General features: G+C 69.5%; 21 protein-coding genes. 10 read left to right on the top strand and 11 right to left on the bottom strand.

Annotated features, from left to right (window positions below; genetic code table 11):
• Positions 1–9 precede the first annotated feature (9 nt).
• Positions 10–777 (top strand): isoprenyl transferase, encoded by a 768-nt coding sequence (locus QRN16_RS16755; protein ID WP_027503934.1) that lies wholly within the window; start codon positions 10–12, stop codon positions 775–777.
• Between the two features lie 30 nt (positions 778–807).
• Here QRN16_RS16755 and coaA read toward each other — a convergent pair whose 3' ends face one another.
• Complete coding sequence (gene coaA / locus QRN16_RS16760) at positions 808–1,740, bottom strand: type I pantothenate kinase (RefSeq protein ID WP_027503933.1); 933 nt, start codon at positions 1,738–1,740, stop codon at positions 808–810.
• Between the two features lie 78 nt (positions 1,741–1,818).
• On the opposite strand from coaA, the gene QRN16_RS16765 reads away from it, so the two are divergent.
• From QRN16_RS16765 to QRN16_RS16775, 3 genes are read left to right on the top strand one after another with little or no spacing between them, the layout of a single operon-like run.
• Positions 1,819–3,012, top strand: coding sequence for a DUF885 domain-containing protein (locus QRN16_RS16765; RefSeq protein WP_222650244.1), 1,194 nt, complete (start codon positions 1,819–1,821; stop codon positions 3,010–3,012).
• 23 nt (positions 3,013–3,035) lie between these two features.
• Complete coding sequence (gene glyA / locus QRN16_RS16770) at positions 3,036–4,340, top strand: serine hydroxymethyltransferase (RefSeq protein ID WP_027503931.1); 1,305 nt, start codon at positions 3,036–3,038, stop codon at positions 4,338–4,340.
• 6 nt (positions 4,341–4,346) lie between these two features.
• A complete protein-coding gene (locus QRN16_RS16775) occupies positions 4,347–5,150 on the top strand; it encodes a carbon-nitrogen hydrolase family protein (protein WP_222646076.1) in 804 nt (267 codons plus the stop codon).
• Here the strand turns inward: QRN16_RS16775 and QRN16_RS16780 are convergent.
• Positions 5,137–5,961, bottom strand: coding sequence for an alpha/beta hydrolase (locus QRN16_RS16780; RefSeq protein WP_261775847.1), 825 nt, complete (start codon positions 5,959–5,961; stop codon positions 5,137–5,139). The genes QRN16_RS16775 and QRN16_RS16780 overlap by 14 nt on opposite strands.
• Before the next feature lie 304 nt (positions 5,962–6,265).
• Between QRN16_RS16780 and phoH2 the strand changes: the two genes are divergently transcribed.
• Together phoH2 and QRN16_RS16790 are read left to right on the top strand one after the other, a co-directional pair.
• On the top strand, positions 6,266–7,582 hold the full coding sequence (phoH2, locus tag QRN16_RS16785; RefSeq protein ID WP_027503928.1) for an RNA 5'-3' helicase PhoH2: 1,317 nt from the start codon (positions 6,266–6,268) through the stop codon (positions 7,580–7,582).
• 146 nt (positions 7,583–7,728) lie between these two features.
• Positions 7,729–8,595 (top strand): acyl-ACP desaturase, encoded by an 867-nt coding sequence (locus QRN16_RS16790; protein ID WP_027503927.1) that lies wholly within the window; start codon positions 7,729–7,731, stop codon positions 8,593–8,595.
• Here the strand turns inward: QRN16_RS16790 and QRN16_RS16795 are convergent, their stop codons facing one another.
• The 3 genes from QRN16_RS16795 to glpX all read right to left on the bottom strand — a co-directional run bounded on the left by QRN16_RS16795 (position 8,596) and on the right by glpX (position 11,563).
• Positions 8,596–9,006 carry a hypothetical protein gene (locus QRN16_RS16795; protein WP_285188388.1) on the bottom strand — a complete coding sequence of 137 codons (411 nt, stop codon included), beginning with the start codon at positions 9,004–9,006 and terminating at the stop codon, positions 8,596–8,598.
• A gap of 71 nt (positions 9,007–9,077) precedes the next feature.
• Positions 9,078–10,478, bottom strand: coding sequence for a class II fumarate hydratase (locus QRN16_RS16800; RefSeq protein ID WP_285188389.1), 1,401 nt, complete (start codon positions 10,476–10,478; stop codon positions 9,078–9,080).
• Between the two features lie 44 nt (positions 10,479–10,522).
• Complete coding sequence (glpX, locus tag QRN16_RS16805) at positions 10,523–11,563, bottom strand: class II fructose-bisphosphatase (RefSeq protein ID WP_027503924.1); 1,041 nt, start codon at positions 11,561–11,563, stop codon at positions 10,523–10,525.
• 193 nt (positions 11,564–11,756) lie between these two features.
• Between glpX and QRN16_RS16810 the strand changes: the two genes are divergently transcribed.
• The gene (locus tag QRN16_RS16810) at positions 11,757–12,329 is read left to right on the top strand and encodes a DUF4245 domain-containing protein (RefSeq protein WP_285188390.1); all 573 of its coding nucleotides are present in this window, start codon (positions 11,757–11,759) and stop codon (positions 12,327–12,329) included.
• A 9-nt stretch (positions 12,330–12,338) separates the two neighbouring features.
• Here the strand turns inward: QRN16_RS16810 and QRN16_RS16815 are convergent, their stop codons facing one another.
• Genes QRN16_RS16815 through QRN16_RS16825 form a run of 3 tightly spaced genes read right to left on the bottom strand, consistent with a single transcriptional unit; the run spans position 12,339 to position 14,466 of the window.
• On the bottom strand, positions 12,339–12,548 hold the full coding sequence (locus QRN16_RS16815) for an exodeoxyribonuclease VII small subunit (RefSeq protein ID WP_027503922.1): 210 nt from the start codon (positions 12,546–12,548) through the stop codon (positions 12,339–12,341).
• Positions 12,549–12,587: 39 nt separating this feature from the next.
• Positions 12,588–13,829 (bottom strand): exodeoxyribonuclease VII large subunit, encoded by a 1,242-nt coding sequence (gene xseA / locus QRN16_RS16820; protein ID WP_285188391.1) that lies wholly within the window; start codon positions 13,827–13,829, stop codon positions 12,588–12,590.
• Between the two features lie 13 nt (positions 13,830–13,842).
• Complete coding sequence (locus QRN16_RS16825) at positions 13,843–14,466, bottom strand: lipid droplet-associated protein (protein ID WP_027503920.1); 624 nt, start codon at positions 14,464–14,466, stop codon at positions 13,843–13,845.
• A gap of 87 nt (positions 14,467–14,553) precedes the next feature.
• On the opposite strand from QRN16_RS16825, the gene QRN16_RS16830 reads away from it, so the two are divergent.
• Positions 14,554–15,600 carry a 4-hydroxy-3-methylbut-2-enyl diphosphate reductase gene (locus tag QRN16_RS16830; RefSeq protein ID WP_051612934.1) on the top strand — a complete coding sequence of 349 codons (1,047 nt, stop codon included), beginning with the start codon at positions 14,554–14,556 and terminating at the stop codon, positions 15,598–15,600.
• 19 nt (positions 15,601–15,619) lie between these two features.
• Here QRN16_RS16830 and QRN16_RS16835 read toward each other — a convergent pair whose 3' ends face one another.
• Positions 15,620–16,453 carry a DUF6542 domain-containing protein gene (locus QRN16_RS16835; RefSeq protein ID WP_261781647.1) on the bottom strand — a complete coding sequence of 278 codons (834 nt, stop codon included), beginning with the start codon at positions 16,451–16,453 and terminating at the stop codon, positions 15,620–15,622.
• A 20-nt stretch (positions 16,454–16,473) separates the two neighbouring features.
• Positions 16,474–17,652, bottom strand: coding sequence for a DNA recombination protein RmuC (locus QRN16_RS16840; RefSeq protein ID WP_285188392.1), 1,179 nt, complete (start codon positions 17,650–17,652; stop codon positions 16,474–16,476).
• Between the two features lie 79 nt (positions 17,653–17,731).
• Between QRN16_RS16840 and QRN16_RS16845 the strand changes: the two genes are divergently transcribed.
• Positions 17,732–18,916, top strand: coding sequence for an exonuclease SbcCD subunit D (locus QRN16_RS16845; protein WP_285188393.1), 1,185 nt, complete (start codon positions 17,732–17,734; stop codon positions 18,914–18,916).
• On the top strand, positions 18,913–21,894 hold the full coding sequence (locus tag QRN16_RS16850; protein ID WP_285188394.1) for an AAA family ATPase: 2,982 nt from the start codon (positions 18,913–18,915) through the stop codon (positions 21,892–21,894). Before QRN16_RS16845 ends, QRN16_RS16850 begins: the two co-directional genes overlap by 4 nt.
• 4 nt (positions 21,895–21,898) lie before the next feature.
• On the opposite strand, the gene QRN16_RS16855 is transcribed toward QRN16_RS16850, so the two are convergent.
• Positions 21,899–23,194 carry an AI-2E family transporter gene (locus QRN16_RS16855; RefSeq protein ID WP_082544615.1) on the bottom strand — a complete coding sequence of 432 codons (1,296 nt, stop codon included), beginning with the start codon at positions 23,192–23,194 and terminating at the stop codon, positions 21,899–21,901.
• Positions 23,195–23,203: the final 9 nt, after the last annotated feature.

The following is a 23,203-nucleotide window of genomic DNA, read 5'->3' on the forward strand; positions in this document are numbered from 1 at the left end:
GGGAGCTGGGTGAAGGCTCGCGGTCTGCTGTACACGCTCTACGAGAGGCGCCTGCTGCGTCAGCTCGAGGGCGCTCAGCACCCTCGGCACGTCGCCGTGATGTGCGACGGCAATCGTCGCTGGGCCCGGGAGAACGGCTTCACCGACGTCAGCCACGGGCACCGGATGGGCGCGCTCAAGATCGCGGAGCTGCTCACGTGGTGTGACATGGCCGGCGTAGAGATGGCCACCATCTACCTGTTGTCCACCGAGAACCTGCGCCGGTCACCGGACGAGCTCGACTCGCTGCTCGAGATCATCACCGACGTCGTCGAGGAGATCAGCGGACCGGGAAAGAACTGGTCCGTGAAGATCGTCGGCACGATGGATCTGCTTCCCGCCGAATCCGCCCGCCGCCTCAAGGAGGCCGCCGCCGGCACGGCCGGCCGCTCGGGAACGCACGTCAACGTCGCGGTCGGGTACGGCGGCCGTCAGGAGATCGCCGACGCCGTGCAGTCGCTCATCGCGGAACGGCTGTCCGACGGTGCCGACGGGGACGAGTTGCTCCGCTCGGTCACCGTCGAGGGCATCGACTCGCACCTCTACACGTCGGGCCAGCCGGATCCGGATCTGGTGATCCGCACGTCGGGGGAGCAGCGGTTGTCCGGGTTCCTGCTGTGGCAGAGCGCGTACTCGGAGATCTGGTTCACCGAGGCCTACTGGCCCGAGTTCCGCCGCGTCGACTTCCTGCGCGCGCTGCGCGACTTCGCCGCGCGGCACCGGAGATTCGGTACCTGAGCCGGAGCCGGGCAGGCCGGAGGCCGGTCGTCACAATTTGCGCAGGCGCAGCCGGTTGATGGTGTGGTCGGCGTCCTTGCGCAGCACCAGGGTGGCGCGGGGGCGCGTCGGCAGGATGTTCTCCACCAGGTTGGGCCGGTTGATCGACTGCCAGATGTCCGCGGCCGCGATCCTGGCGTGCTCGTCGGACAGTCCCGAGTAGTGGTGGAAGTGCGAGGCCGGGTCGGCGAACGACGTGGAGCGCAGGGCGAGAAAGCGGTCGACGTACCACTTCTCGATGTCCTCGATGCGGGCGTCGACGTAGATGGAGAAGTCGAAGAGGTCCGAGACCATGAGGCGCGGACCGGTCTGCAGGACGTTGAGTCCCTCGATGACGAGGATGTCCGGCTGTCGCACCTCGGTGTACTTGCCCGGCACAATGTCGTACGAGACGTGCGAGTACACGGGTGCGCGTGCGGATTCGGCGCCGGATTTCACCTCGGTGACGAAGCGCAGAAGCTTGCGCCGGTCGTAGCTCTCGGGAAAACCCTTGCGGTGCATGATTCCTCGACGCACCAGCTCGGCCGACGAGTAGAGGAACCCGTCCGTCGTCACCAGGTCCACGCGCGGGTGGTGCTCCCATCGCGCCAGCAGTGCCTGCAGCACGCGCGCGGTCGTGGACTTGCCGACGGCGACGCTGCCGGCGATGCCGATGACGAACGGGACCTGGCGGTCCGGCGTCTTCTCCCCGAGGAACGTGGCCGTCGCCGCGAACAGGCGTTGGCGGGCGGCCACCTGGAGATGGATGAGTCGAGCGAGGGGGAGGTAGACCTCCGCGACCTCGTCGAGGTCGATCTGTTCGCCCAGACCGCGCAGGCCGGTGAGCTCGTCCTCGGTCAGGACCAGGGGTGTCGCGTTCCGGAGAGTGCGCCACTGTCGACGGTCGAATTCGACGTACGGACTCGACTCGCTCACTCGGGACACGCTGCCTCCATGACTGAATTGTGCTGGGTGGCTCCGGCGAACCGACAGCCGGGTGGTGCGTGACTAGAGTCGAGCGTCATGCACGCCGACACTCTCGTCCACGACTACCTCGTGCTGGGGTTGTCCTTCGATCGCCTCGAGGAGGGGTTCGTCGACGCCTACACCGGCGACCCCGCTCTGCGACGCCAGGTCGAGAACGCGCCCCCGCCCGAACCTCGCGCGCTGGCGCGGCGGGCGGCGGAACTGCGGACCGAACTGCCCTCGTCGGGGCTCTCCGAGGACCGCGCCGCGTTCCTCGACGTCCACCTGCGCGCGCTCGAGACGTCGGCACGGAAATTGGCCGGTGACGAGATCGGATTCGTCGACGAGGTGCACGACTACTTCGACGTCGCGATCGCACCGGGCGACACCGACGACTACCGCGAGGCACATCGCCTGATGGACGAGGTGCTGGCCGGGGCGGGGCCACTGGGGGAGCGGGTGCGCGCTCACCGCGTGGCCGACGAGATCCCGCCCGAGCGGCTCGCCGAGTGCGTCGAGGCGTTCTCCAGTGCGTTGCGCGACAAGGTGCGCGGCCGGTACCCGCTGCCCGACACCGAGAAGGTCACCTACGAGGTGGTGGGCGACAAGCCGTGGTCCGGGTTCAACTACTACCTGGGCGACTACCGGTCCACCGTCGCGATCAACTCGGACCTCAAGCAGCACATGGCGCATCTGCCCCATCTCATCGCACACGAGTCGTACCCGGGCCACCACACCGAGCACTGCCGCAAGGAGGCCGGGCTCGTGCGCGGTGCCGGGCAGGCGGAGCAGACGCTCTTCGTCGTCAACACTCCGCAGTGCCTGATGGCCGAGGGCCTCGCGGACCTGGCGCTCGAGTCGATCGTCGGGCCGGGCTGGGGAGTGTGGGCGCAGGAGATCTACGCCGACCTCGGCCTGCGATTCGACGGGGAACGCGCCGAGGCGCTGCAGACCGCGTCGGCGAAGCTGCTGGGGGTGCGTCAGGACGCCGCGCTGCTGCTGCACGACGAGCACCGCAGCCAGGACGACGTGGCCGCGTTCCTGGGGCAGTGGTCGCTCGCGACACCGGAACGCGCCCGTCAGATGTTGCGATTCCTGTCCTCACCGCTCTGGCGTGCCTACACCAGCACCTATGTCGAGGGGTATCGCCTGCTGCACTCGTGGCTGCACCGGGCCGACTCCGCGGACGGCCGAGCCGACCGCTTCGAGCGGCTGCTCGACGAACCCCTCATCCCGTCTCAACTGCGCTGATCACGGGCATTAGACTCGGCGGCATGACTGCTGCGCCCGTCTCTGCCACCAACATCGACACCGCCTCCCTCGCCGAGGTGGATCCCGAGGTCGCCGCGGCGATGGCCGGCGAGCTGGGACGCCAGCGCGACACCCTGGAGATGATCGCGTCGGAGAACTTCGTTCCCCGCGCGGTGCTCCAGGCGCAGGGCAGCGTCCTCACCAACAAGTACGCCGAGGGTTACCCCGGTCGTCGGTACTACGGCGGGTGTGAGCACGTCGACATCGTCGAAGATCTGGCTCGGACCAGGGCGAAGGAGCTGTTCGGTGCCGAGTTCGCCAACGTGCAGCCGCACGCGGGCGCCCAGGCCAACGCCGCCGTTCTCATGGCTCTGATCAACCCGGGCGACAAGATCATGGGTCTGGACCTGGCGCACGGCGGCCACCTGACGCACGGCATGAAGCTGAACTTCTCGGGCAAGCTCTACGAGGTCGAGTCCTACGGTGTGAGCAAGGAAGACCACCGCATCGACATGGACGAGGTGCGCAAGCAGGCGCTGCACGCACGCCCACAGGTGCTCATCGCCGGATGGTCGGCCTACCCGCGGCACCAGGACTTCGCCGCGTTCCGCTCCATCGCCGACGAGGTCGGTGCGCTTCTGTGGGTCGACATGGCGCACTTCGCCGGGCTCGTCGCCGCCGGTGTGCACCCGTCGCCGGTGCCCTACGCGGACGTCGTGTCCTCCACCGTCCACAAGACCCTCGGTGGGCCCCGCTCGGGCATCATCCTCGCCAAGAAGGAGTGGGCGAAGAAGCTCAACTCCGCGGTGTTCCCCGGCCAGCAGGGCGGTCCGCTCATGCACGCGATCGCGGCCAAGGCCGTCGCCTTCAAGATCGCCGGCACTCCCGAGTTCCGGGAGCGTCAGGAACGCACCCTGCTCGGTGCGTCGCTGCTCGCGGAGCGGCTGACAGGCGCCGACGTCTCCGACAAGGGTGTCTCGGTGCTGACGGGCGGAACCGACGTCCACCTCGCGCTGGTGGACCTGCGCAACTCGCAGCTCGACGGCCAGCAGGCCGAGGATCTGCTGCACGAGGTCGGCATCACCGTGAACCGCAACGCGGTGCCGTTCGATCCGCGCCCGCCGATGGTCACCTCCGGTCTGCGTATCGGTACCGCGGCGCTCGCGACCCGTGGGTTCGGCGAGGCCGAGTTCACCGAGGTCGCCGACATCATCGCGACGGCGCTCGCCACCGGCGAGGCCACCGACGACCTGCGTGGTCGCGTCAGCACGCTCGCCCACGACTTCCCGCTGTACGAGGGACTCGAGGGCTGGGGACTGCTGGGCTGATCCGACATGCGGCTCACCGTGGCGGGTCTGCAGACGGCGGGGTCACCGGGTGACGTCGACGCCAACCTCGCGGAACTCGACGGAGCCGCGGGGGCGGCTCTGGCGCGCGGAGCCGACCTCCTGGTCACGCCGGAGATGTTCGTGACCGGGTACGACATCGGCGATCGCCTCGGTGAGCTGACGTCACGGGAGCTTCTCTCCGAGGTGTGCGCACTGGCGCGCCGCCGCGGCATCGCGCTGCTCGTGGGTCTGCCGGAGACCGAGGCGGGAGCGGTGTACAACACGGTCGCACTCGTCGATGCGGACGGCAGTGTGATTGCGCAGCACCGCAAGTCGCACCTCTACGGTGAGCTCGACCGGGAGTGGTACTCGCCCGGGCTCGACTCGGTGACGGTCGTCGACTTCCGCGGGGTGCGGCTCGGTCTGATGATCTGTTACGACGTCGAGTTCCCCGAGAACGTCCGAGCCGCGGCCCTCGCGGGCGCGCACGCCCTGCTCGTTCCCACCGCGCAGATGGTGCCGTTCACGTTCGTGGCCGACGTCGTCATCCGCACCCGCGCATGGGAGAACCAGCTCTACGTCGCGTACGTCAACCACGTCGGAACCGAGCGCGCCACCACCTACGTCGGCCGTAGCAGCATCGTCGGCCCCGACGCAGAGGTGATCGACCGGCTCGACGACGAGACCGGCCTGATTCTCGGCACGGTGGACACCGAGGTCGTGGCGGCGGCCCATCGAGACAACCCCTACCTGGTGGACCGCCGCCCCGGCCTCTACTCGTCGATCGCCCGCGACCTCAGTCGCGAGTGAGCGGCAGGCCGGCGCGGCCCAGGAAGTCGAGGATGTCCGACTCGACCTCGCTGCGGTTGGTCTCGTTCAGGATCTCGTGCCGCGCACCGGGGTAGACCTTCTCCTCGAACGACGGGCCGCGCAGTGAGCGCATCGCCTCGGTCGTCGGCTCCAGCGGCACCAGCTGATCGTCGCCGCCGTGCAGCCACAACGTCGGCTGGTCGCCGAGAGTGCCGGAGGACGACACCGTCTCCACCGCGGCCGTGAAGGTCTCGAGGGTGACGCGCGCGAAGGGGCCGTGGAAGACCAGCGGGTCCGCCTGGTAGGCGGCGCCGACCTCGGGGTCGCGGGACAGCACGGACGGGTCGATCGGGATCTCGGGGATCTCGTCCATCGACAGCAGCATCGAGAAGGCCGGGTTCTGCCCGACCAGCGGACCGGACAGCACGAGTGCCGCCAGCTCGCCGGGGTGGGTCTGCGCGTAGCGCGTGGCGATGAGACCACCCATCGAGTGGCCCAGCAGCATCACCGGTAGATCGGGGTGCTCGCCGCGGGCGATGTCCGCGATCGAGTGCAGATCGGCGACGATGCCGTCCACGTCCGTGATCTCGGCGGGCGTCCCGTCGGACCGCCCGTGCCCGTGATGGTCGGGTGCGTACACCGCCGCTCCGGCCGACGTCAGGGTCGACGCCAGGTGGCCGTAGCGACCCGAGTGTTCGCCGTACCCGTGCGCGAGCAGCGCGACGAATCCCGGCGTGGTGGACGGCCAGGAACGGTAGGCGACGGTGCCGTGGGTTCCCCTGAGCTGCTGCATTTCCTGCGCGTTCTGCATCGGCCGAAGTTAACACCGTGGCCTTCGGCCCCGTGCGCCTTTTGCGTACTCCTGGATGCGCGAAAGGCGCACGGGCGTGTAACGCAGAGTTCACCCACACGTCCCCACGTGTCGCCGAGCCTGCGCCCCCGATCCGGTCTAGCGTCAGCAGTGCGGGTGGCGGGGAAGCCGTCCGTACGGGAGGTCCTCACACATGACTGAGTCATTCGGTCGGGAGGGGCCGGCCCCGGTCCCTGCGGTGTCGGGATCGACCGGTCCAGCGATCGACGGATGCGCGGTGACCGCGCGTCCTTAGGAGCCCCACGTGACTGCAGCTCGCTCCGGTTCTTCCGTCCGCACCTACGTGCTGGACACCTCGGTTCTGCTCTCGGACCCCTGGGCCGTGACTCGGTTCGCCGAGCACGCGATCGTCCTTCCACTCGTCGTCATCAGTGAGCTCGAGGGCAAGCGGCATCATCACGAACTGGGGTGGTTCGCGCGCGAGTCGTTGCGGATGCTCGACGACCTGCGGATCCGCCACGGGCGCCTCGATCAGCCCGTGCCCATCGGCACCGAGAACGGCACCCTGCAGGTCGAGCTCAATCACACCGACCCCGCTGTGCTTCCCGTCGGCTTCCGGACCGACTCCAACGACTCGCGGATCCTCGCGTGCGCACTGAACCTCGCCGCCGAGGGCAAGGACGTGGTGCTGGTCAGCAAGGACATCCCGCTGCGCGTCAAGGCCGGTGCGGTGGGTCTGCCGGCCGACGAGTACCACGCTCACGACGTCGTCCCGTCGGGATGGACGGGCATGGCCGAGATCGAGGCGTCGCGCGCGACCATCGACGGCCTGTTCGCCGAGGGATTCGCCGATATCGACGAAGCGCGAGAGTTGCCGTGCCACACCGGTGTTCGACTGCTCGGCGGCACGTCCAGCGCGTTGGGTCGGGTGACGGCGAACAAGCAGGTGCAGCTGGTGCGCGGCGAGCGTGAGGCGTTCGGCCTGCACGGCCGGTCCGCCGAGCAGCGCGTCGCCCTGGATCTGCTGCTCGACGAGAGCATCGGCATCGTCTCGCTCGGCGGGAAGGCCGGCACCGGTAAGTCCGCGCTCGCGCTCACCGCGGGCCTCGACGCGGTGCTCGAACGACGGACCCATCGCAAGGTCGTCGTGTTCCGGCCGCTGTACGCGGTCGGCGGCCAGGAGCTCGGCTACCTCCCCGGCAGCGAGAGCGACAAGATGGGCCCGTGGGCGCAAGCGGTGTTCGACACGCTCGACGGTCTCGCGAGTCCGGAGGTCATCGAGGAGGTCACCGCACGCGGCATGCTCGAGGTGCTGCCGCTCACGCACATCCGCGGACGGTCGCTGCACGACTCGTTCGTCATCGTCGACGAGGCGCAGTCGCTGGAACGCAACGTCCTGCTGACGGTGCTCTCGCGGCTCGGCACGGGATCACGCGTGGTGCTCACGCACGACGTGGCACAGCGCGACAACCTGCGGGTCGGACGCCACGACGGTGTCGCCGCCGTGATCGAGAAGTTGAAGGGGCACCCTCTCTTCGCCCACATCACGCTGACCCGCTCGGAGCGGTCGCCCATCGCCGCACTGGTCACCGAGATGCTCGAGGAGTTCGGGCCGGCCTGAGTCACCGTTCGCGCCGGGCGGCACGGACCGCCCGGCGCGATGTGACGCCGAACTATCACCGACCTCTTTGTCAGGGAGATCACCGGAATCCGCGTCGCGCGGTCCGAAGGTTCGGAGTGGACACCTACGGCCGTTATGCTGCTGTGATGCCGAAGAGTGACCAGGACCTGTTGAGCGAGCTCGAAGCCGATGCCGCGCACCTGCTGCAGAAGCACATCGACGCTGCTCGGGACTGGCAGCCCCACGACTACGTTCCGTGGGACTCGGGTCGCAACTTCGCGTTCCTCGGCGGCGAGGACTGGTCTCCGGAGCAGGTGACGCTCGGTGACGCCGAGGTCGTCGGTGCCACCGTCAGTGTGCTGGTCGCCGACAACCTGCCCGAGTACCACCGCGACCTGGCGTTCGCTCTCCGGAGCAGCGACGTCTGGTGGAAGCTGATCGGCCGGTGGACCGCGGAGGAGAACCGGCACGCCATCGTGCTGCGCAACTACCTCATGACGACTCGCGCGGTCGACCCGGTGGATCTCGAGCGTGTGCGCATCGAGCACATGACCACCGGCTACTCCGCACCGTCTCTGCACGTGCTGCACATCCTCGCCAAGTTCGCCCTCGACGAGCGCGCAGCGGCCGTGCGCCACCGTCGCGCCTCCGCGTCGTCGCAGGACGCTCTCCTGTCGAGCATCCTCGACCGCATCGCCGAGGACGACGAGCTGCAGACCACGCTCTTCACCGACCTGGTCTCCGCCGCGATCCGCGTCGATGCCGACGGCGCCGTCCGCGCCATCGCCGACACCGTCGCGTCCTTCTCGGTCCCCACCGTCGATCTCCCCGGCCGCGGTGGCAGCGCCGAACTGCTCGCCGGCATCGGGCTCTACGACCGCACCATCGAGACCGAAGAGGTGATCAAGCCCCTGCTGGAGGCATGGAACGTGTTCACCCTCGACGGCCTCGGCGAGGACGGCCTCGCGGCCCGCGCGGAGCTCGAGAGCGCACTCGCCACTGCCGCGTCCTGATCAGCGCGTGATCGCGAACCCGCCCACCACCACCGGCTGACCGGCACCGACGAAGTACACGGTGCCGTTCCAACGGTTCGGGTTCACGGCGTCGCGCGTCATCTCGTCGTGGAAGACGGCTCCGAAGGCGGGGGACAGGCGCGAGTAGTCGACGTGGACCACGTCGGCCCCGGTCGCGATGCTCGGGGCGCGGTAGACGTCGCCCGGGATCGCGTTCACGCCGAGAAGTCGGTTGACCGTCGTGTCGCCGGTGATGGTCTTGCCGTCCCACAGCGGGACGGGAGCGCCTTCGGGCGTGGTGCCGACGTAGACGCCGTCGGGAACGGGTCCGGCGGACGCCAGTGCGGGGGCGGCCAGCGCCGTGCCGATCGCGGCGGCGCCGCCGAGGAGTGCCACTGCAGTTCGTGTCATGACACGTCACACTCCTCCTGATCGCCCCGCACCACAGCGTTTCGCCGTGATGCGGGGCGGGGAGTGCTGGGTCAGTCCTGGACCTTGGCCATCGCCAGGACGTCGAGGCGCTTGTCGAGTTCTTCTTCCGACAACTTCTCGGGGACGAGTCCACGCTCGAGGACGACCTCGCGAATGGTCTTCTTGTCCTTCAAGGCCTGCTTGGCGACGGCCGCAGCTTCCTCGTAGCCGATCGCACTGTTGAGAGGTGTCACGATGGACGGCGACGACTCGGCGAGCTGCTTGAGGTGCTCCTCGTTGGCGACGAGGCCGTCGACACACTTGTCGGCGAACAGGCGGGAGACGTTGGCGAGCAACGTGAACGACTCGAGCAGGTTGCGCGCCATCATGGGGATGTAGACGTTGAGTTCGAAGGCTCCGGCTGCGCCGCCCCAGGCGATCGCCGCGTCGTTGCCGACGATCTGCGCCGCCACCTGGGTGGCCGCCTCGGGGAGAACCGGGTTGACCTTGCCGGGCATGATCGAGCTGCCGGGCTGCAGGTCGGGGAGCCGGATCTCGCCGAGACCGGTGAGCGGGCCCGACCCCATCCAGCGGATGTCGTTGGCGATCTTGGTCAACGAGACGGCGATGGTGCGCAGCGCGCCCGACGCCTCGACCAGACCGTCACGAGCCGCCTGGGCCTCGAACGAGTTCTTCGCCGCGGTGAGGGCCTCGACACCGGTCGACTTCACCAGCTCGGTCACGACCTTCGGGCCGAAGCCGTCGGGGGCGTTGAGACCCGTGCCGACGGCGGTGCCGCCGATGGGGAGTTCGCCGAGGCGGGGGAGCGTGGACTGCACGCGCTCGATGCCGGCCTCGATCTGACGTGCGTAGCCGCCGAACTCCTGGCCGAGCGTGACGGGCACCGCGTCCATGAGGTGGGTGCGGCCCGACTTCACGACGGTCTTCCACTCGGTCGCCTTGGCCGCCAGAGCGGTGTGCAGGTACTCGAGGGCCGGGATCAGGCTGGTGACCGCGGCCTCGGTCGCGGCGACGTGCGTCGCGGTGGGAAACGTGTCGTTGGACGACTGCGACATGTTGACGTGGTCGTTGGGGTGCACCTCGACGCCCGCGTTCTTCGCGATGCTCGCGATGACCTCGTTCGCGTTCATGTTGGAGCTGGTGCCCGAGCCGGTCTGGAACACGTCGATGGGGAACTGATCGTCGTGCTTGCCGTCCGCGATCTCGCCGGCCGCCGCGATGATGGCGTCGGCCTTGTCCGCATCGAGCAGACCCAGGTCCTTGTTGACCTGTGCACATGCGGCCTTGAGCAGCCCCATCGCGCGGATCTGGGTGCGCTCGAGGGGGCGGCCCGAGATGGGGAAGTTCTCGACGGCGCGCTGTGTCTGCGCACGCCACAGCGCGTCGACGGGTACGCGAACCTCTCCCATGGTGTCGTGCTCGATGCGGAACTGCTGATCGTTGTCTGTCATGTACCTCGTGCCTCGGTAGATGGGTCGGGAAGTCGGAGTGCGCGTCAGAAGGACGGGACGGCGCCGGAGGTGTCACCGTCGAAGTCCACGGACGAATACTCCCGCAGTTTGTTCAGCTGGTGGTACGCGTCGATCATCCGCACGGTGCCCGACTTGGAGCGCATGACGATGGACTGCGTGTGGGCACCGCCGCCGGAGTAGCGCACTCCGCGCAGCAGATCGCCGTCGGTGACGCCGGTCGCGGTGAAGAAGACGTTCTCCCCGGCGACCAGATCATTGGTGTTCAGGATGCGATCGAGATCGTGGCCTGCGTCGACGGCCTTCTGGCGCTCGTCGTCGTCCGTCGGGGCGAGCCGGCCCTGCAGTGCTCCCCCCATGCAGCGCATGGCCGCCGCGGCGATGATGCCCTCGGGCGTGCCGCCGGTGCCGATCAGGATGTCGGTGCCCGAATCGGGGCGGGCGGCCGCGATGGCGCCGGCGACGTCACCGTCCGAGATCAACCGGATGCGGGCACCGGTGTCGCGGATCTGCTGCATCAGCTCGGTGTGGCGGGGACGGTCGAGCACACACACGGTGACGTCCGAGGACGACCCCTTCTTGATCTTCGCGATCCGGGCGATGTTCTCGGCGACCGGAGCGGTGATGTCGATGGCATCGGCGTAGTCGGGGCCGACGGCGATCTTCTCCATGTAGAACACGGCCGACGGATCGAACATCGCACCGCGCTCGGCCACCGCGAGCACGGAGATCGCGTTGGGCATGCCCTTGGCCATCAGCGTCGTGCCGTCGACGGGATCGACGGCGAAGTCGACCTCGGGACCGTTGCCGTTGCCCACCTGCTCGCCGTTGTAGAGCATGGGCGCCTCGTCCTTCTCGCCCTCTCCGATGACCACGACGCCGCGCATCGACACCGAGCTCACCAGCTGGCGCATGGCGTCCACGGCAGCGCCGTCGCCACCCTCCTTGTCGCCGCGGCCGACCCAACGCCCGGACGCGAGCGCCCCGGCCTCGGTGACGCGGACGAGTTCGAGCGCGAGGTTTCGATCCGGCGCCATCTGCGTGGGAACGTCGGTGTTGGCCGTCATGGGGCTGTGCCTCCTTGCACATGGCGCGGTTCGCAGCCCGACTGACGGGCGTCGTCCGCACGGAATGAACATCGACTCGGGCGAAAAAGACTCGGCGTGATTGTCGCACTAGTCGCACGGCCCCGGCCTGCCGGGGGAAGCGCGGAGCTGCGCGGATGGCGAGCCCCCGCGCGCTCGATGCGATACTGGAGAGGTGGCCGACAAAAAACCCAGGTACCTGCAGAACAACAAGGACATGGCCTGGTCCCTGATCCCGCTTCTTCTCGCATGCCTGGTGATCGCGGCCATCGCCGGTCAGTGTTCGTTGCGTGTGGGCGGCCCCGAGGCGGGTGAGGTTCCTCGCATCGATCTGGGGGCGTCCCTGCAGGCGGACGCGAATGCGCTGACCTTCCCGGTGCGCAGTCCCGACGTGCCCGATCAGTGGATCCCGAACTCGGCGAACCGTGGCCCTGTCTCGGGCTCGGAGTTCCAGTCCAGCACCGTCGGCTTCGTCACCGAGAACGGCAATTTCCTCTCGCTCACCCAGAGCGACGCCTCCGAGGACGAGCTGGTCCGCTCGAAGACCGAGGGATCACGGGTGTCCGCCGGCGGCGCGGAGGCCATCGCCGGGCTGAACTGGGTGGTCTACGGCAACGACGACACGGAACCGTACTGGGTGGCCGATCTCGGCGACACCCGCGCGATGCTCACCGGTTCCGGGTCGCAGGAGGAGTTCATCGCGCTGGCATCCGCCACGGCGACGGCTCCGGTACTCGACAAGCGCTGACGCGCTCGCTCACTCCTCGTCGCGGGCCAGCGCCTTCTCGATGCGCGTGCGCGCGCCGGCCAGGTGCTGCTCGCAGTGCGTCGCCAGTGCTTCGCCGCGCTCCCACAGCGCCAGTGAGGCATCGAGATCCAGGCCGCCCTGCTCGAGCAGCTTGACCACGTCGACCAACTCGTCGCGCGCGTCCTCGTAGCCCAGCTCGGCGATCGGTGTCTCGTTCATGAGTCCCAATGCTGCCTCGAGAGTCCGACAGCGGACGAGTCAGGTGGCGGAACTGCGACCCATCGTGACGGCCGTGACCACGCCGTCCGCGACGCGGACCCGGAGCTGCGTACCCGGCGCGGCGTCGTCGACCGACCGAAGCACCTCGGGGTCGGATCCGGGGACCATGCGCTGCACCACCGAGTAGCCCCTCGCCAGAGTCGCCGCCGGTCCGAGCGTGGTCAGACGCGCGCGCATGTGCTCCACCGTCGTCGCCTCTCGCGACACCGCGCGCTTCACGTCGCGGCGGACGACGCGGCGCATCTCGGCGATCTCCTCCTCGCGGCGGGCGACCGCGGAGAGGGGATCGGCCAGCACGGGCCGGTGCCGCAGGGCGTCCAGTGCGCGCGCCTCGCGCTGCACCCAACTGCGGAGCGCTGCGGCGCTGCGGCTCCGCAGCTCGGCGACCAGTTCCCGTTCGGCCACGGCGTCGGGCACGACGAGCTTGGCGGCATCGGTGGGGGTGGCCGCACGAAGATCCGCCACGTGATCGCTGAGTGGACTGTCCGGTTCGTGTCCGATGGCGCTCACTATGGGCGTCGTCGCACGGGAGATCGCGCGGCAGAGCGCCTCGTCGGAGAACGGCAGCAGATCCTCGACACTGCCGCCGCCACGGGCGAGTATCACCACGTCGACCGTGGGGTCCTCGTCCAGCTCGGCCAGCGCGCGCAGGATGCCGGGCACCGCCGACGGGCCCTGCACGGGAGTGTTGCGTACCTCGAAGCGCACCGCCGGCCACCGCCGTTCCGCGACGCTGAGCACGTCGCGTTCGGCAGCACTGGCGCGTGCGGTGACGAGCCCGACGACGCGGGGCAGGAAGGGGAGCGGCCGCTTGAGTCGCGGATCGAAGAGTCCCTCGGCCGCGAGAAGACCGCGCAGGCGCTCGATGCGGGCGAGCAGCTCGCCGACTCCCACCGCTCGAATCTCCGTGGCGCGCAACGACAGTGTGCCGCGACCGGTGAAGAAACTGAGCTTGCCGTAGAGGATGACGCGAGCGCCCTCGGTCAACGGCACGGGAGAGTTCTGGATGAGCATCGGTGAGCACGTCACCGACAGCGACATGTCGGCAGACGGGTCGCGGAGCGTCAGGAACGCCGTGCGCGTTCCTGCACGCACCGAGATCTGCGTGATCTGGCCCTCGACCCACACGCTGCCGAGGCGATCGATCCACCCGGCGACCTTCGTCGCGACCGTACGGACGGGGAGCGGGTTCTCGGCGGTGCTGGTGGCGGCCGTGGTCATCGTGGTCCGAGAATCACTTCGCTCGGGCGGTGGTGATGCGGTTCTCGAGCATGGTCCGGTACGGCGCGCGGTCCGAGGCCGACGTCTCGTACTCGAGAAGTGACGTGAGGTCCTCGACCGACAGCGACCGCAGACGGGCACGCAACTGAGCCAGCGTCAGGGCGTCGTAGTCGAGGTACTCCACGATCTCGGGAGTCGCGGTCGGCGCGGTCGCGAGAGCAGGGGCCGGAACGGGTTCGGTCGTCTCGATCTCCGACGGCGGGGTGGAGTACAGGGCGAACCGCCCTGCGGGCGCACCGGGCTCCGGCACGTCGATCTCTCCGGCCGGGTCACCGACCGGCTCGGGCTCGGTGGACAGCGGCACCTGCGTGTACCGCGCGGGTGCGACGTCCGCGTCGTCGTCGAAGGTCGCCCACTCCGCGGTCTCGACCGGGCGTGAGCCGATCAGGGAGAACACCTGGTCGCCCTTGATGGCCAGCTCGGTGACGGTCTGTTGCAGACGCATCGCGGTCTGGAGGACCTCGCTCACGGCGGTCATCGGCAGGGAGATGGCGGTGGTGGGGAGACGCCGAGCCTCCTCGACGACGGTCACGGCGATTCCGAGCGCGACGCGGGCGGCGAAGGGTGGACGGATCATGTCTCACAGAGTGCCCCACGCCGCGCATTTTTCCCAGTCGACGTGCGCGGGAAGCGACGCCCACCCGACTACCCGTATCCTCGTGGTATGTCTTCGGCTCTTCCGGTGTCCTCGTCCTCCACCACCTCCTCCGCCATCCCGCTCGAGCTGGGTATCGCCCGGCCGGCGGTCACAGGTGAGGTCTACGACGGCCCGCTGCGCGTTCTGCTCGCCGAGCCGCGCGGGTACTGCGCCGGTGTGGATCGAGCGGTGGAGACGGTCGAGAAGGCGCTCGAGAAGCACGGCGCCCCGATCTACGTGCGCAAGGAGATCGTGCACAACCGCCACGTGGTGGAGACGCTGTCCGATCAGGGCGTCATCTTCGTGGACGAGACCGACGAGGTGCCGGACGGCGCACTGCTCGTGTTCTCCGCGCACGGTGTATCACCGGCGGTCCACGAGTCCGCGGCCGCCAAGAACCTGCGCACCATCGACGCGACGTGCCCACTGGTGACGAAGGTGCACCAGGAGGCCAAGCGGTTCGCTCGCGACGACTTCGACATCCTGCTCATCGGCCACGAGGGTCACGAGGAGGTCGAGGGCACCGCGGGCGAGGCCCCGGACCACGTGCAGGTCGTGGACGGGCCGGATTCCGTCGACGCCGTCACCGTCCGGGACGAGAACCGCGTCATCTGGTTGTCGCAGACCACGCTGAGTGTCGACGAGACCATGACGACTGTCGCGCGACTGCGGGAGAAGTTCCCCAACCTGCAGGATCCGCCCAGCGACGACATCTGCTACGCCACCCAGAACCGGCAGGTGGCGGTCAAGGCTATGGCGCCCGAATGCGACCTGGTGATCGTGGTGGGGTCGACGAACTCGTCGAACTCCGTCCGTCTGGTCGAGGTCGCCCTCGCTGCGGGCGCGCGCGCGAGCTACCTGGTCGACTACGCCAAGGACATCGATCTCGCCTGGCTCGAGGGCGTCCGCACGGTGGGCATCACGTCCGGCGCATCCGTGCCGGAGGTGCTGGTGCGTGGAGTGCTGGACCTGCTCGAGACACATGGCTTCGGCGACGTGAAGTCGGTGACGACGGCCAACGAGACGCTGGTCTTCGCGCTTCCTCGCGAGCTGCGGACCACCAGCCGGGTGTGAGCCGGCCGCGCCCGGGAGATCAGTCCCGGTCGCGGTAGCGCACCCGTGGTGCGGGGTACGGCGACAGATTCTCCGCACCGGTTCGCCGGGGTTCGTACGGCGTGGGTTCGTACCGGGGGCGAGCTTCCCGTGGGCGACCGTTGTCGGAAGCCGTGACCTGGCCCTCGTAGGCGCGCGGGGCGGGCCGAGCAGCGCGTGACTCCTCGCGCGGTTGCGGTGCGGCGGGCCGTGCACGCCGGGTGCGGTCGTGTCGAGCGTCGGGTGCGTCCGTCCGCGGTTCCTGGCGGGTCCTGCGGCGTTCCTCCGCCCGTCCCGCCGTCTCGCGAGTGGCGGGACGTTCGGAGCGCGACCGTCGGGGTGCGGCGTCACGCGCTGCCGCGGCCGGTCGCGCTGTGCGCGCCGGCTTCCGGACCGGAGTGGGGCGACGATCGAGCGCGAGCCGGGCGCCACCGACGCCGAGGACCAACAGCGTGGTCAGCGCCATGAGCGGGAAGCGATCGACGAGCGGCACGGCGACGGTCAGGACGATGTCCTTGATCGAGGTGCCCGCTCCGTCGGTGAGGATCTGGTATGCGATGGGGACGCCGAGGAACATGATGAGCGGCGGCTGCACCATGGCGGTGAAGAGTCCACGATGGCGGACCGCGACGACGGCGATGAGTGCACCGAGCACGTACAGGACGGCGAACGTCGATCCCAGTTCGTCGCCACGCATGGCATCGACGAGAAAGCCCAGGACGGCTGCGCCCACTGCCACCGCGACGGCGCCCCATGCGGGGATTCCGGGTACCGACGGCACAGCGGAGCGCTGGTCGAGAGGCACTCCCGAGCGTGCGCGTTGGGGGGAAGACACACAGCGAGGTTAGCGTTGATTCAACGACTTGCGTCGTCGGCATGCCCGCGACACGTCGACGAGGTGCCCTCCATCGCAGTCGCGGTCATGGTTCGTGGCCGCTGGTCCACACTCGTGACCTGCGGCGGTTCGCCGTCGAAGAGGGACATCTCGTGCAGCTTGCGTGCTGTGACGAAGACCCGGGCGTCCAACGATCCCGCCGCCGCGTTGAACGAGTCCACGGCCTTGCCCAGCTGTGATCCCAAGCGATCCACGTGGGCTCCGACCGTGCCGAGGCGCTCGTACAGCTCACGGCCCAGCACGCGCACGCGAGCGGCGTCCTCGGCCAGTGCGTCCTGTTTCCACGTGTAGGCGACGGTCCGCAGCAGGGCGATGAGAGTGGTCGGGGTGGCGAGCACCACGTTCCGGGAGAAGGCGTGTTCGAGCAGGCCGCGGTCGCGCGTCAGCGCGGCATCGAGGAACGGATCGCCCGGAACGAAGAGGACGACGAATTCCGGCGACGGGTCGAACGCGTGCCAGTACTTCTTGTCGGCGAGCTGGTCGACGTGTGTGCGAAGGTGCTTGGCGTGGCGTTCGAGATGCCGATCGATGGTCTCGGGATCCTGCTCGGCGCTCGCGTCGAGGAAGGCGACCAGCGGAACCTTGGCGTCGACGACGATGCGCTTGCCACCGGCGAGCTTGACCACCAGATCGGGGCGCACGCCGGGTGCGGCGACCTGGGTGTCGAAGTCGCAGTGGCGCGTCATGCCGGCCAGCTCCACGACCCGCTCGAGCTGGATCTCGCCCCACCGGCCGCGAATCTGGGGCGCCCGCAGCGCGGTGACGAGCTGGTCCGTCTGCGACGCCAACTGCCGCGAGGCGCGGTGCATCCCGGCGACCTGCTCGGTCAGTCCCGCGTACGCGTGAACACGGTCGCGCTCGACGAGCCGTACGTGTTCCTCGAGTGCGTCGACCGCCTCCCGCAGCGGGTCGACCACGTGGGAGACCTGTTGACCGATGGCGCCGGAGTGGCGCCGCGCGGAGTCCTCGTTGAGCAGCGACAACGACCGCCGCAGCGTCTCCTCGTTGTCCGCGGAGACCGCGAGCCGCTCACCCGCACGGGCGAGTTCGACGTCGCCGCGTGCGGCCCGCAACCACCAGCCCAACCCCAGGCCGACGAGAAGGGTGGCGAGAGTGGTCACGGCAGTGAGGGCGGTCATGAGGCTCACTATGAACCGGGGTACCGACACACCTTCGGCCCGAGCGTCTTTGTCGTAGGTCTCCGTTAGCGTCGGCGACATGAGAATCCTGCACACCTCGGACTGGCACATCGGGCGCACCTTCCACGGTGTCGACCTGCTGGCCGATCAGCGTCGTGCTCTGGAGGCTCTCGCCACCGTCGTCCGAGAACAGAGTGTGGACGTCGTCGTGGTCCCCGGGGACATCTACGACCGTGCGGTGCCCAATGCGGACGCGGTCCGGCTGTGCAACAAGGCATTCGAGGCCATCCGTGACGCGGGGGCCGTCATCGTCGCCACGTCGGGCAATCACGACTCGCCCGCCCGGCTCGGTGCCGGGTCGGCGTTCTCCGCTGCCGGCGGTCTGCATCTGTTCACCACCGTCGACGCCGTCGACCGACCGGTCGTGCTGGCGGACGAGCACGGTGACGTGGCGTTCTACGGCATTCCGTACCTCGAGCCGGACGCCACCCGCGCCGAGCTCGGGGTACCCGGCGCTCGTTCGCACGCCGCGGTGCTGCAGGCGGCGATGGGCCGCATCGCGGCCGATCTGGCGACGCGGCACTCGTCGGTCCGCTCGGTGGTGCTGGCCCACGCCTTCGTGATCGGCGGCGAGGGTACGGGTTCCGAGCGTTCGATCTCCGTCGGTGGCGTCGAGACCGTGCCGGCCTCGATCTTCGGCGGCATCGACTACGTCGCGCTGGGCCACCTGCACTCCCCGCAGACCATCGACGACCACATCCGGTACTCGGGATCGCCGCTGCCGTACTCGTTCGGCGAGCGTTCGCATCGCAAGGCTGCGTGGCTCGTCGACATCGACGGCTCGGGTGGCCGCGTCGTCACGCGCGTCGATCTGCCGGTGGTGCGGGGCCTGTCCGTCCTGGAGGGAACGCTCGAGGAGCTCTGCACGGAGAACCGGTTCGATTCCGCGACAGAGCATTACGTCTCCGCTGTGCTCACCGATGCGGTGCGGCCCGTCGACGCGATGCGCCGTCTGCAGGAGCGTTTTCCGCACGCGGTGCACCTCGAGTGGAAGCGCCCGGCCGGTGTCGATTCCGGGAGCTACCGCGAGAAGGTGCAGGGTAGGTCGGACCGTGAGGTGCTCACCAGCTTCCTCGCGGACGTGCGGAGCGCGCCCTCGTCGTCCGAGATCGAGCTGCTCGATCGTGCGGTCGAGAACGTCACGGGTCAGCGGGATTCGACGTCCGCATCGCCGGTCGAGCACGAGTGGGTGCGCTCGGCGTGAGACTGCATGCGTTGTCGGTCACCGCGTTCGGGCCGTTCGGCGGCACGGTCGACGTCGACTTCGACGATCTCGGGGCCGACGGCCTCTTCCTCCTGCACGGCCCCACCGGAGCGGGAAAGACGTCCGTTCTCGACGCCATCGCCTTCGCTCTCTACGGCGTTCTCCCCGGCTCGCGCCGAGAGAGTCGACGCCTGTTGTCGGATCACGCTGCGCCGGGTGTGGTTCCGCGCGTCGAACTCGACGCGACGTTGGGTGGCCGCCGCCTCACCATCGTCCGGCAGCCGGAGTTCCTGCGCCCCAAGCGGCGCGGGGTGGGAACCACGAAACAGAACGCCAAGGCGACGCTGACGTGGCACGACGGCCGGGGCGAGAACCTGACGCGCATCGACGAGATCGCGCTCGAGGTCGAGCGCCTGCTCGGCATGCGGGTGGACCAGTTCTTCCAGGTCGTCCTGTTGCCGCAGGGGGACTTCGCGCGGTTCCTGCGGGCGCGCAACGAGGAACGGGGTGCGCTGCTGGAGCAGTTGTTCGACACCGATCGGTTCCGCGACATCGAGACGTGGTTCCAGGATCAGCGTCGCGCCAGCGCGGAGCGTCTCGCCGGGCGATCGGAGTCCGTCGACAGACTGGCTGCCCAGGTGGCCACCGCCGCCGGCGTGGACCTCTTCACGGGCACCGACGTGGTGGAGTGGGGGACCGATCTTCTGGGCGGTGCCCGAGAGCTGGCCCGTGGGCGCACAGAGCATCTGCGGACAGCGCGCGCCGAACACGCCGCGTCTCGTGAGACCGCTCGGATCGCGCACCGCCGCCGGGAGGCACGCGAGCGGGGGGCCGCGGCAGCAGCGCGACTCACGGTGCTGGCGGACGGCGACGCCGAGCGCGCGCAGCAGATCGCTGAGCTGGACCGTGCGCGTCGGGCGCTGCCGGTGCGCGATCGCGCCGTCACCCTCGACCAGCACCGTCAGCGCGCGACCGCCGCCGCCGCGACGATGCGGCGCCGGGAGCGGGCGGCTGCCGAGACCGAGGCCTCCGTGCTGGTCGGGACGTTGTCGTGGCCGCCCCGTCCTGCCGATGCGGAGGTGCTCGATGCCGCGGTGCACCGGTGGAGCGGCGAGTGCGCGGTGCTGGACAGTGTCGCGGGCGACGAGTCCGATCGAAGGACGGCGGTGGCCGATCGGGAACGCGCCGTCGCCCGGGTGCGCGGTCTGGAGACGGACCTGCGGGCGGTACGGGTACGTCTCGACGCGGTACCTGCGGAGCGCGCGGCACTGGACGCCGAGCATCGAGTAGCCGTCGCGGCTCGTGCGGGTCTCGCCGGCCTGGAGGCGCGGCATCACGGCGCCGAGGACGCGGCACGCGCACACGTCGAGTGGGCTCGCGAGTCCGAGCGCCTCGCGGCGGCCGTGACGACGGCCGAGCGTGCCCGGACCCGCTACGACGATCTGCGCACGGAATGGTTGGACCTGCGGGAACGCCGTCTCGAGGGGATGTCCGCGGAGCTCGCGGCGGGACTCGAGGACGGCGCCCCGTGCGGAGTCTGCGGCGCGACGGAACATCCGGCGCCCGCATCTCCGACCGCGGGGCGGGTGTCCCGGGACGACGAGAACCGCGCGGGACAGCGGGTCGGTGCAGCCGAGGCGGAACGCACCACGGCGGACGCCGCGGTGCAGCGCTGCCGACAGCGTGTGGACGAGCTCGCGACCCGGTGCGCGGATCGCACCGCAGCGGAACTCGCGGCCGAACTGGACGCGGCCACGACGGCACTGGCGGAGGCGCGGCGTGCCGCGGATCGTCGCGCGGCGATCGACACCTCGCTGGCGGCGCTGGACGAGGAGACCGCCGGTCTGCGGGTGCGGGCCGATGCGATCACGACCGAACTGGGCGTCACTCGCGGGCGTACCGAGGCGCTGGAGACTCGGATCGCGGAGGCCACCGCGCGCATCACGGCCGCCGTGGGGACGACGTCCACCGTTGCGGAACGGCGTGCCGCACTCGACGCGGCCATCGCAGCCGCGGTGGCGTGGCGCGATGCTCGCCGCGACGCCGACTCGGCCGATCAGGCGGTGATGCGGCTCGAGACCGACCTGGTGGAGTGCGCGCGCGAGCACGGATTCACCGAGGTCACGGAAGCCCTGGCGGCGGTCCGTGACAGGGCCCGGTGCACGGTGCTGGAGAACGCCGTTCTCGACGCCGAGAAGCAGCGCTCCGCGGCTGCGGCCGTGCTCGCGGAGCCGGACGTGGCGGAGGCGATGGTGGGGGAGACCGTCGACACCGCTGCTGTCGATGCGGAGGAGATCCGACTGCGGGGGTTGCTGGACGAGGCCATCGCCTCGGCCGGAGACGCCGACAGTCGGCTACGCATGCTCGAGGACCTCGTCGCCCAACTGTGGGCCGCTGCGGACCGTCTGGGACCTGCCCACCTCGAGCACGCGGAACTCGAGCAGCTGGCGGAGGTGGTGGCCGGCAAGGGCGCCAACGCGCGTCGGATGTCGCTGCGGTCCTACGTGCTGGCCGCGAGGCTCGAGGACGTCGCCACCGCGGCATCCGTGCGCTTCCGGTTGATGTCGCAGGGCCGGTTCGAGTTCGTGCACTCCGACGACGTTGGTCCCCGAGGCACCCGCGGCGGGCTGGGTCTCGACGTACGCGACGACTACACCGGAGTGGTCCGGTCGGCGGGCACCCTGTCGGGCGGCGAGGCATTCTGCGCGTCGCTCGCGCTCGCGTTGGGTCTCGCCGACGTCGTCGCGGCCGAGGCGGGCGGCATCACCCTGGACACGATGTTCATCGACGAGGGGTTCGGAAGTCTCGACTCGGGATCACTGGACGCCGTCATGGGAGTCCTCGACGAACTCCGGTCCGGTGGGCGCACGGTGGGCATCGTCAGTCACGTCGACGAGATCCGTGACCGGGTCCCCTCACGCCTCGAGGTGATCCGCGAACGTCACGGATCCACGGTACGAGTGCACGCGGGAGTGTGACCGCTCAGTCGTCCTTCTTCTCGTCGTCCTCGTGCGTGTCGACGTCGATCGGAGTCGGTGCCACGTCGTCGGACTGGTCCGAGGGCGCCGGCGCGTATCGGGTCTTCTCGTCGTGGACGACGACGGGCGCGTCGTCACCGGGTGTGCCGAGATCGTCGTGGATGCGTTCGGCGATGTCGTTCGCGCCGGGATCCTCGTCGGACCGAAGTTCGATCTGCTCGTTGATGTAGCGCAGCAGCACCGCGGTGGCCGCAGCGACCGGGACCGCGAGGAACGCCCCGATGATGCCGAAGATGGAACCGCCGGCGGTGACGGCCAGCAGCACGATCGCGGCATGCAGGTTCATCGACTTGCTCTGCAGGATCGGCTGCAGGACATTGCCTTCGATCTGCTGCACGGCCAGGATGATCGCCAGGACGATGACCGCGGTGGTGAACCCGTTGGCCACCAGCGCGACCAGGACGGCGAGGGCACCGGCGACGAAGGCACCCACGATGGGGATGAAGCCACCGAGGAAGGTGAGCGTCATCAGCACCGGGGTCAGCGGCACGCCGAGGATCACCAGGCCGATGCCGATGAAGATCGCGTCGATCGCGCTGACGATGGCCTGGGTACGGATGAAGCCACCCAGGGTGTCCCACACTCGTCGGAGTACCTCGGCGAGATGACCACCGGCCTTGCGTCCGGCCAGTCCGTGCAGCCAGGGGAGGAAGCGCGGGCCGTCCTTGATGAAGAAGAAGCTCAGGACGAGCACCAGACCGAGCGTGACCAGGATCGACCCGGCGGTGGCGACGCCGGCGAAGACGCCCGAGGCGATCGCCGTGCCGCTGTCCTGCAGCTGCGTGACGATGGCTTCGACGGCGCTGTCGATCTGCTCGTCGTCCAGATTGATGGGCGGGCCCTCGAGCCACTCCTGGACCTGCGAGACGCCGAGGGTGGCGCTGTCTGCGAGATCGGGAGCCTGGCTGATGACGGAGGGGACGATGAACGCGACCACACCGGCGAGTACCGCGAGGAAGCCGAGGAGTGTGGTCAACGCGGCGAGCGCGGGCGGAAAGCCGATGCGGCGCAGCAGCCTGGTGGGCGGCCAGAGCACCGTCGCGACCACCAGTGCCAGCAGAACCGGGAGCATGATCACCCACAGCTGGCCGACCAGCCAGCCGGCGATCCACAGCGCTGCCGAGACGACGAGGAGCACGGCGGACCACTTGGCCAGCCAGAGTCCGCCGGCGCCGAACAGGTCGCTGCGATCACGGCCCGACGCGGAGCCTGCGGAAGTGGTGGGCGCGTTCTCGCTCACGTGTGTCCT

This window comes from Rhodococcus sp. MEB041, assembly GCF_030208955.1.
Classification (GTDB): Bacteria; Actinomycetota; Actinomycetes; order Mycobacteriales; family Mycobacteriaceae; genus Rhodococcoides.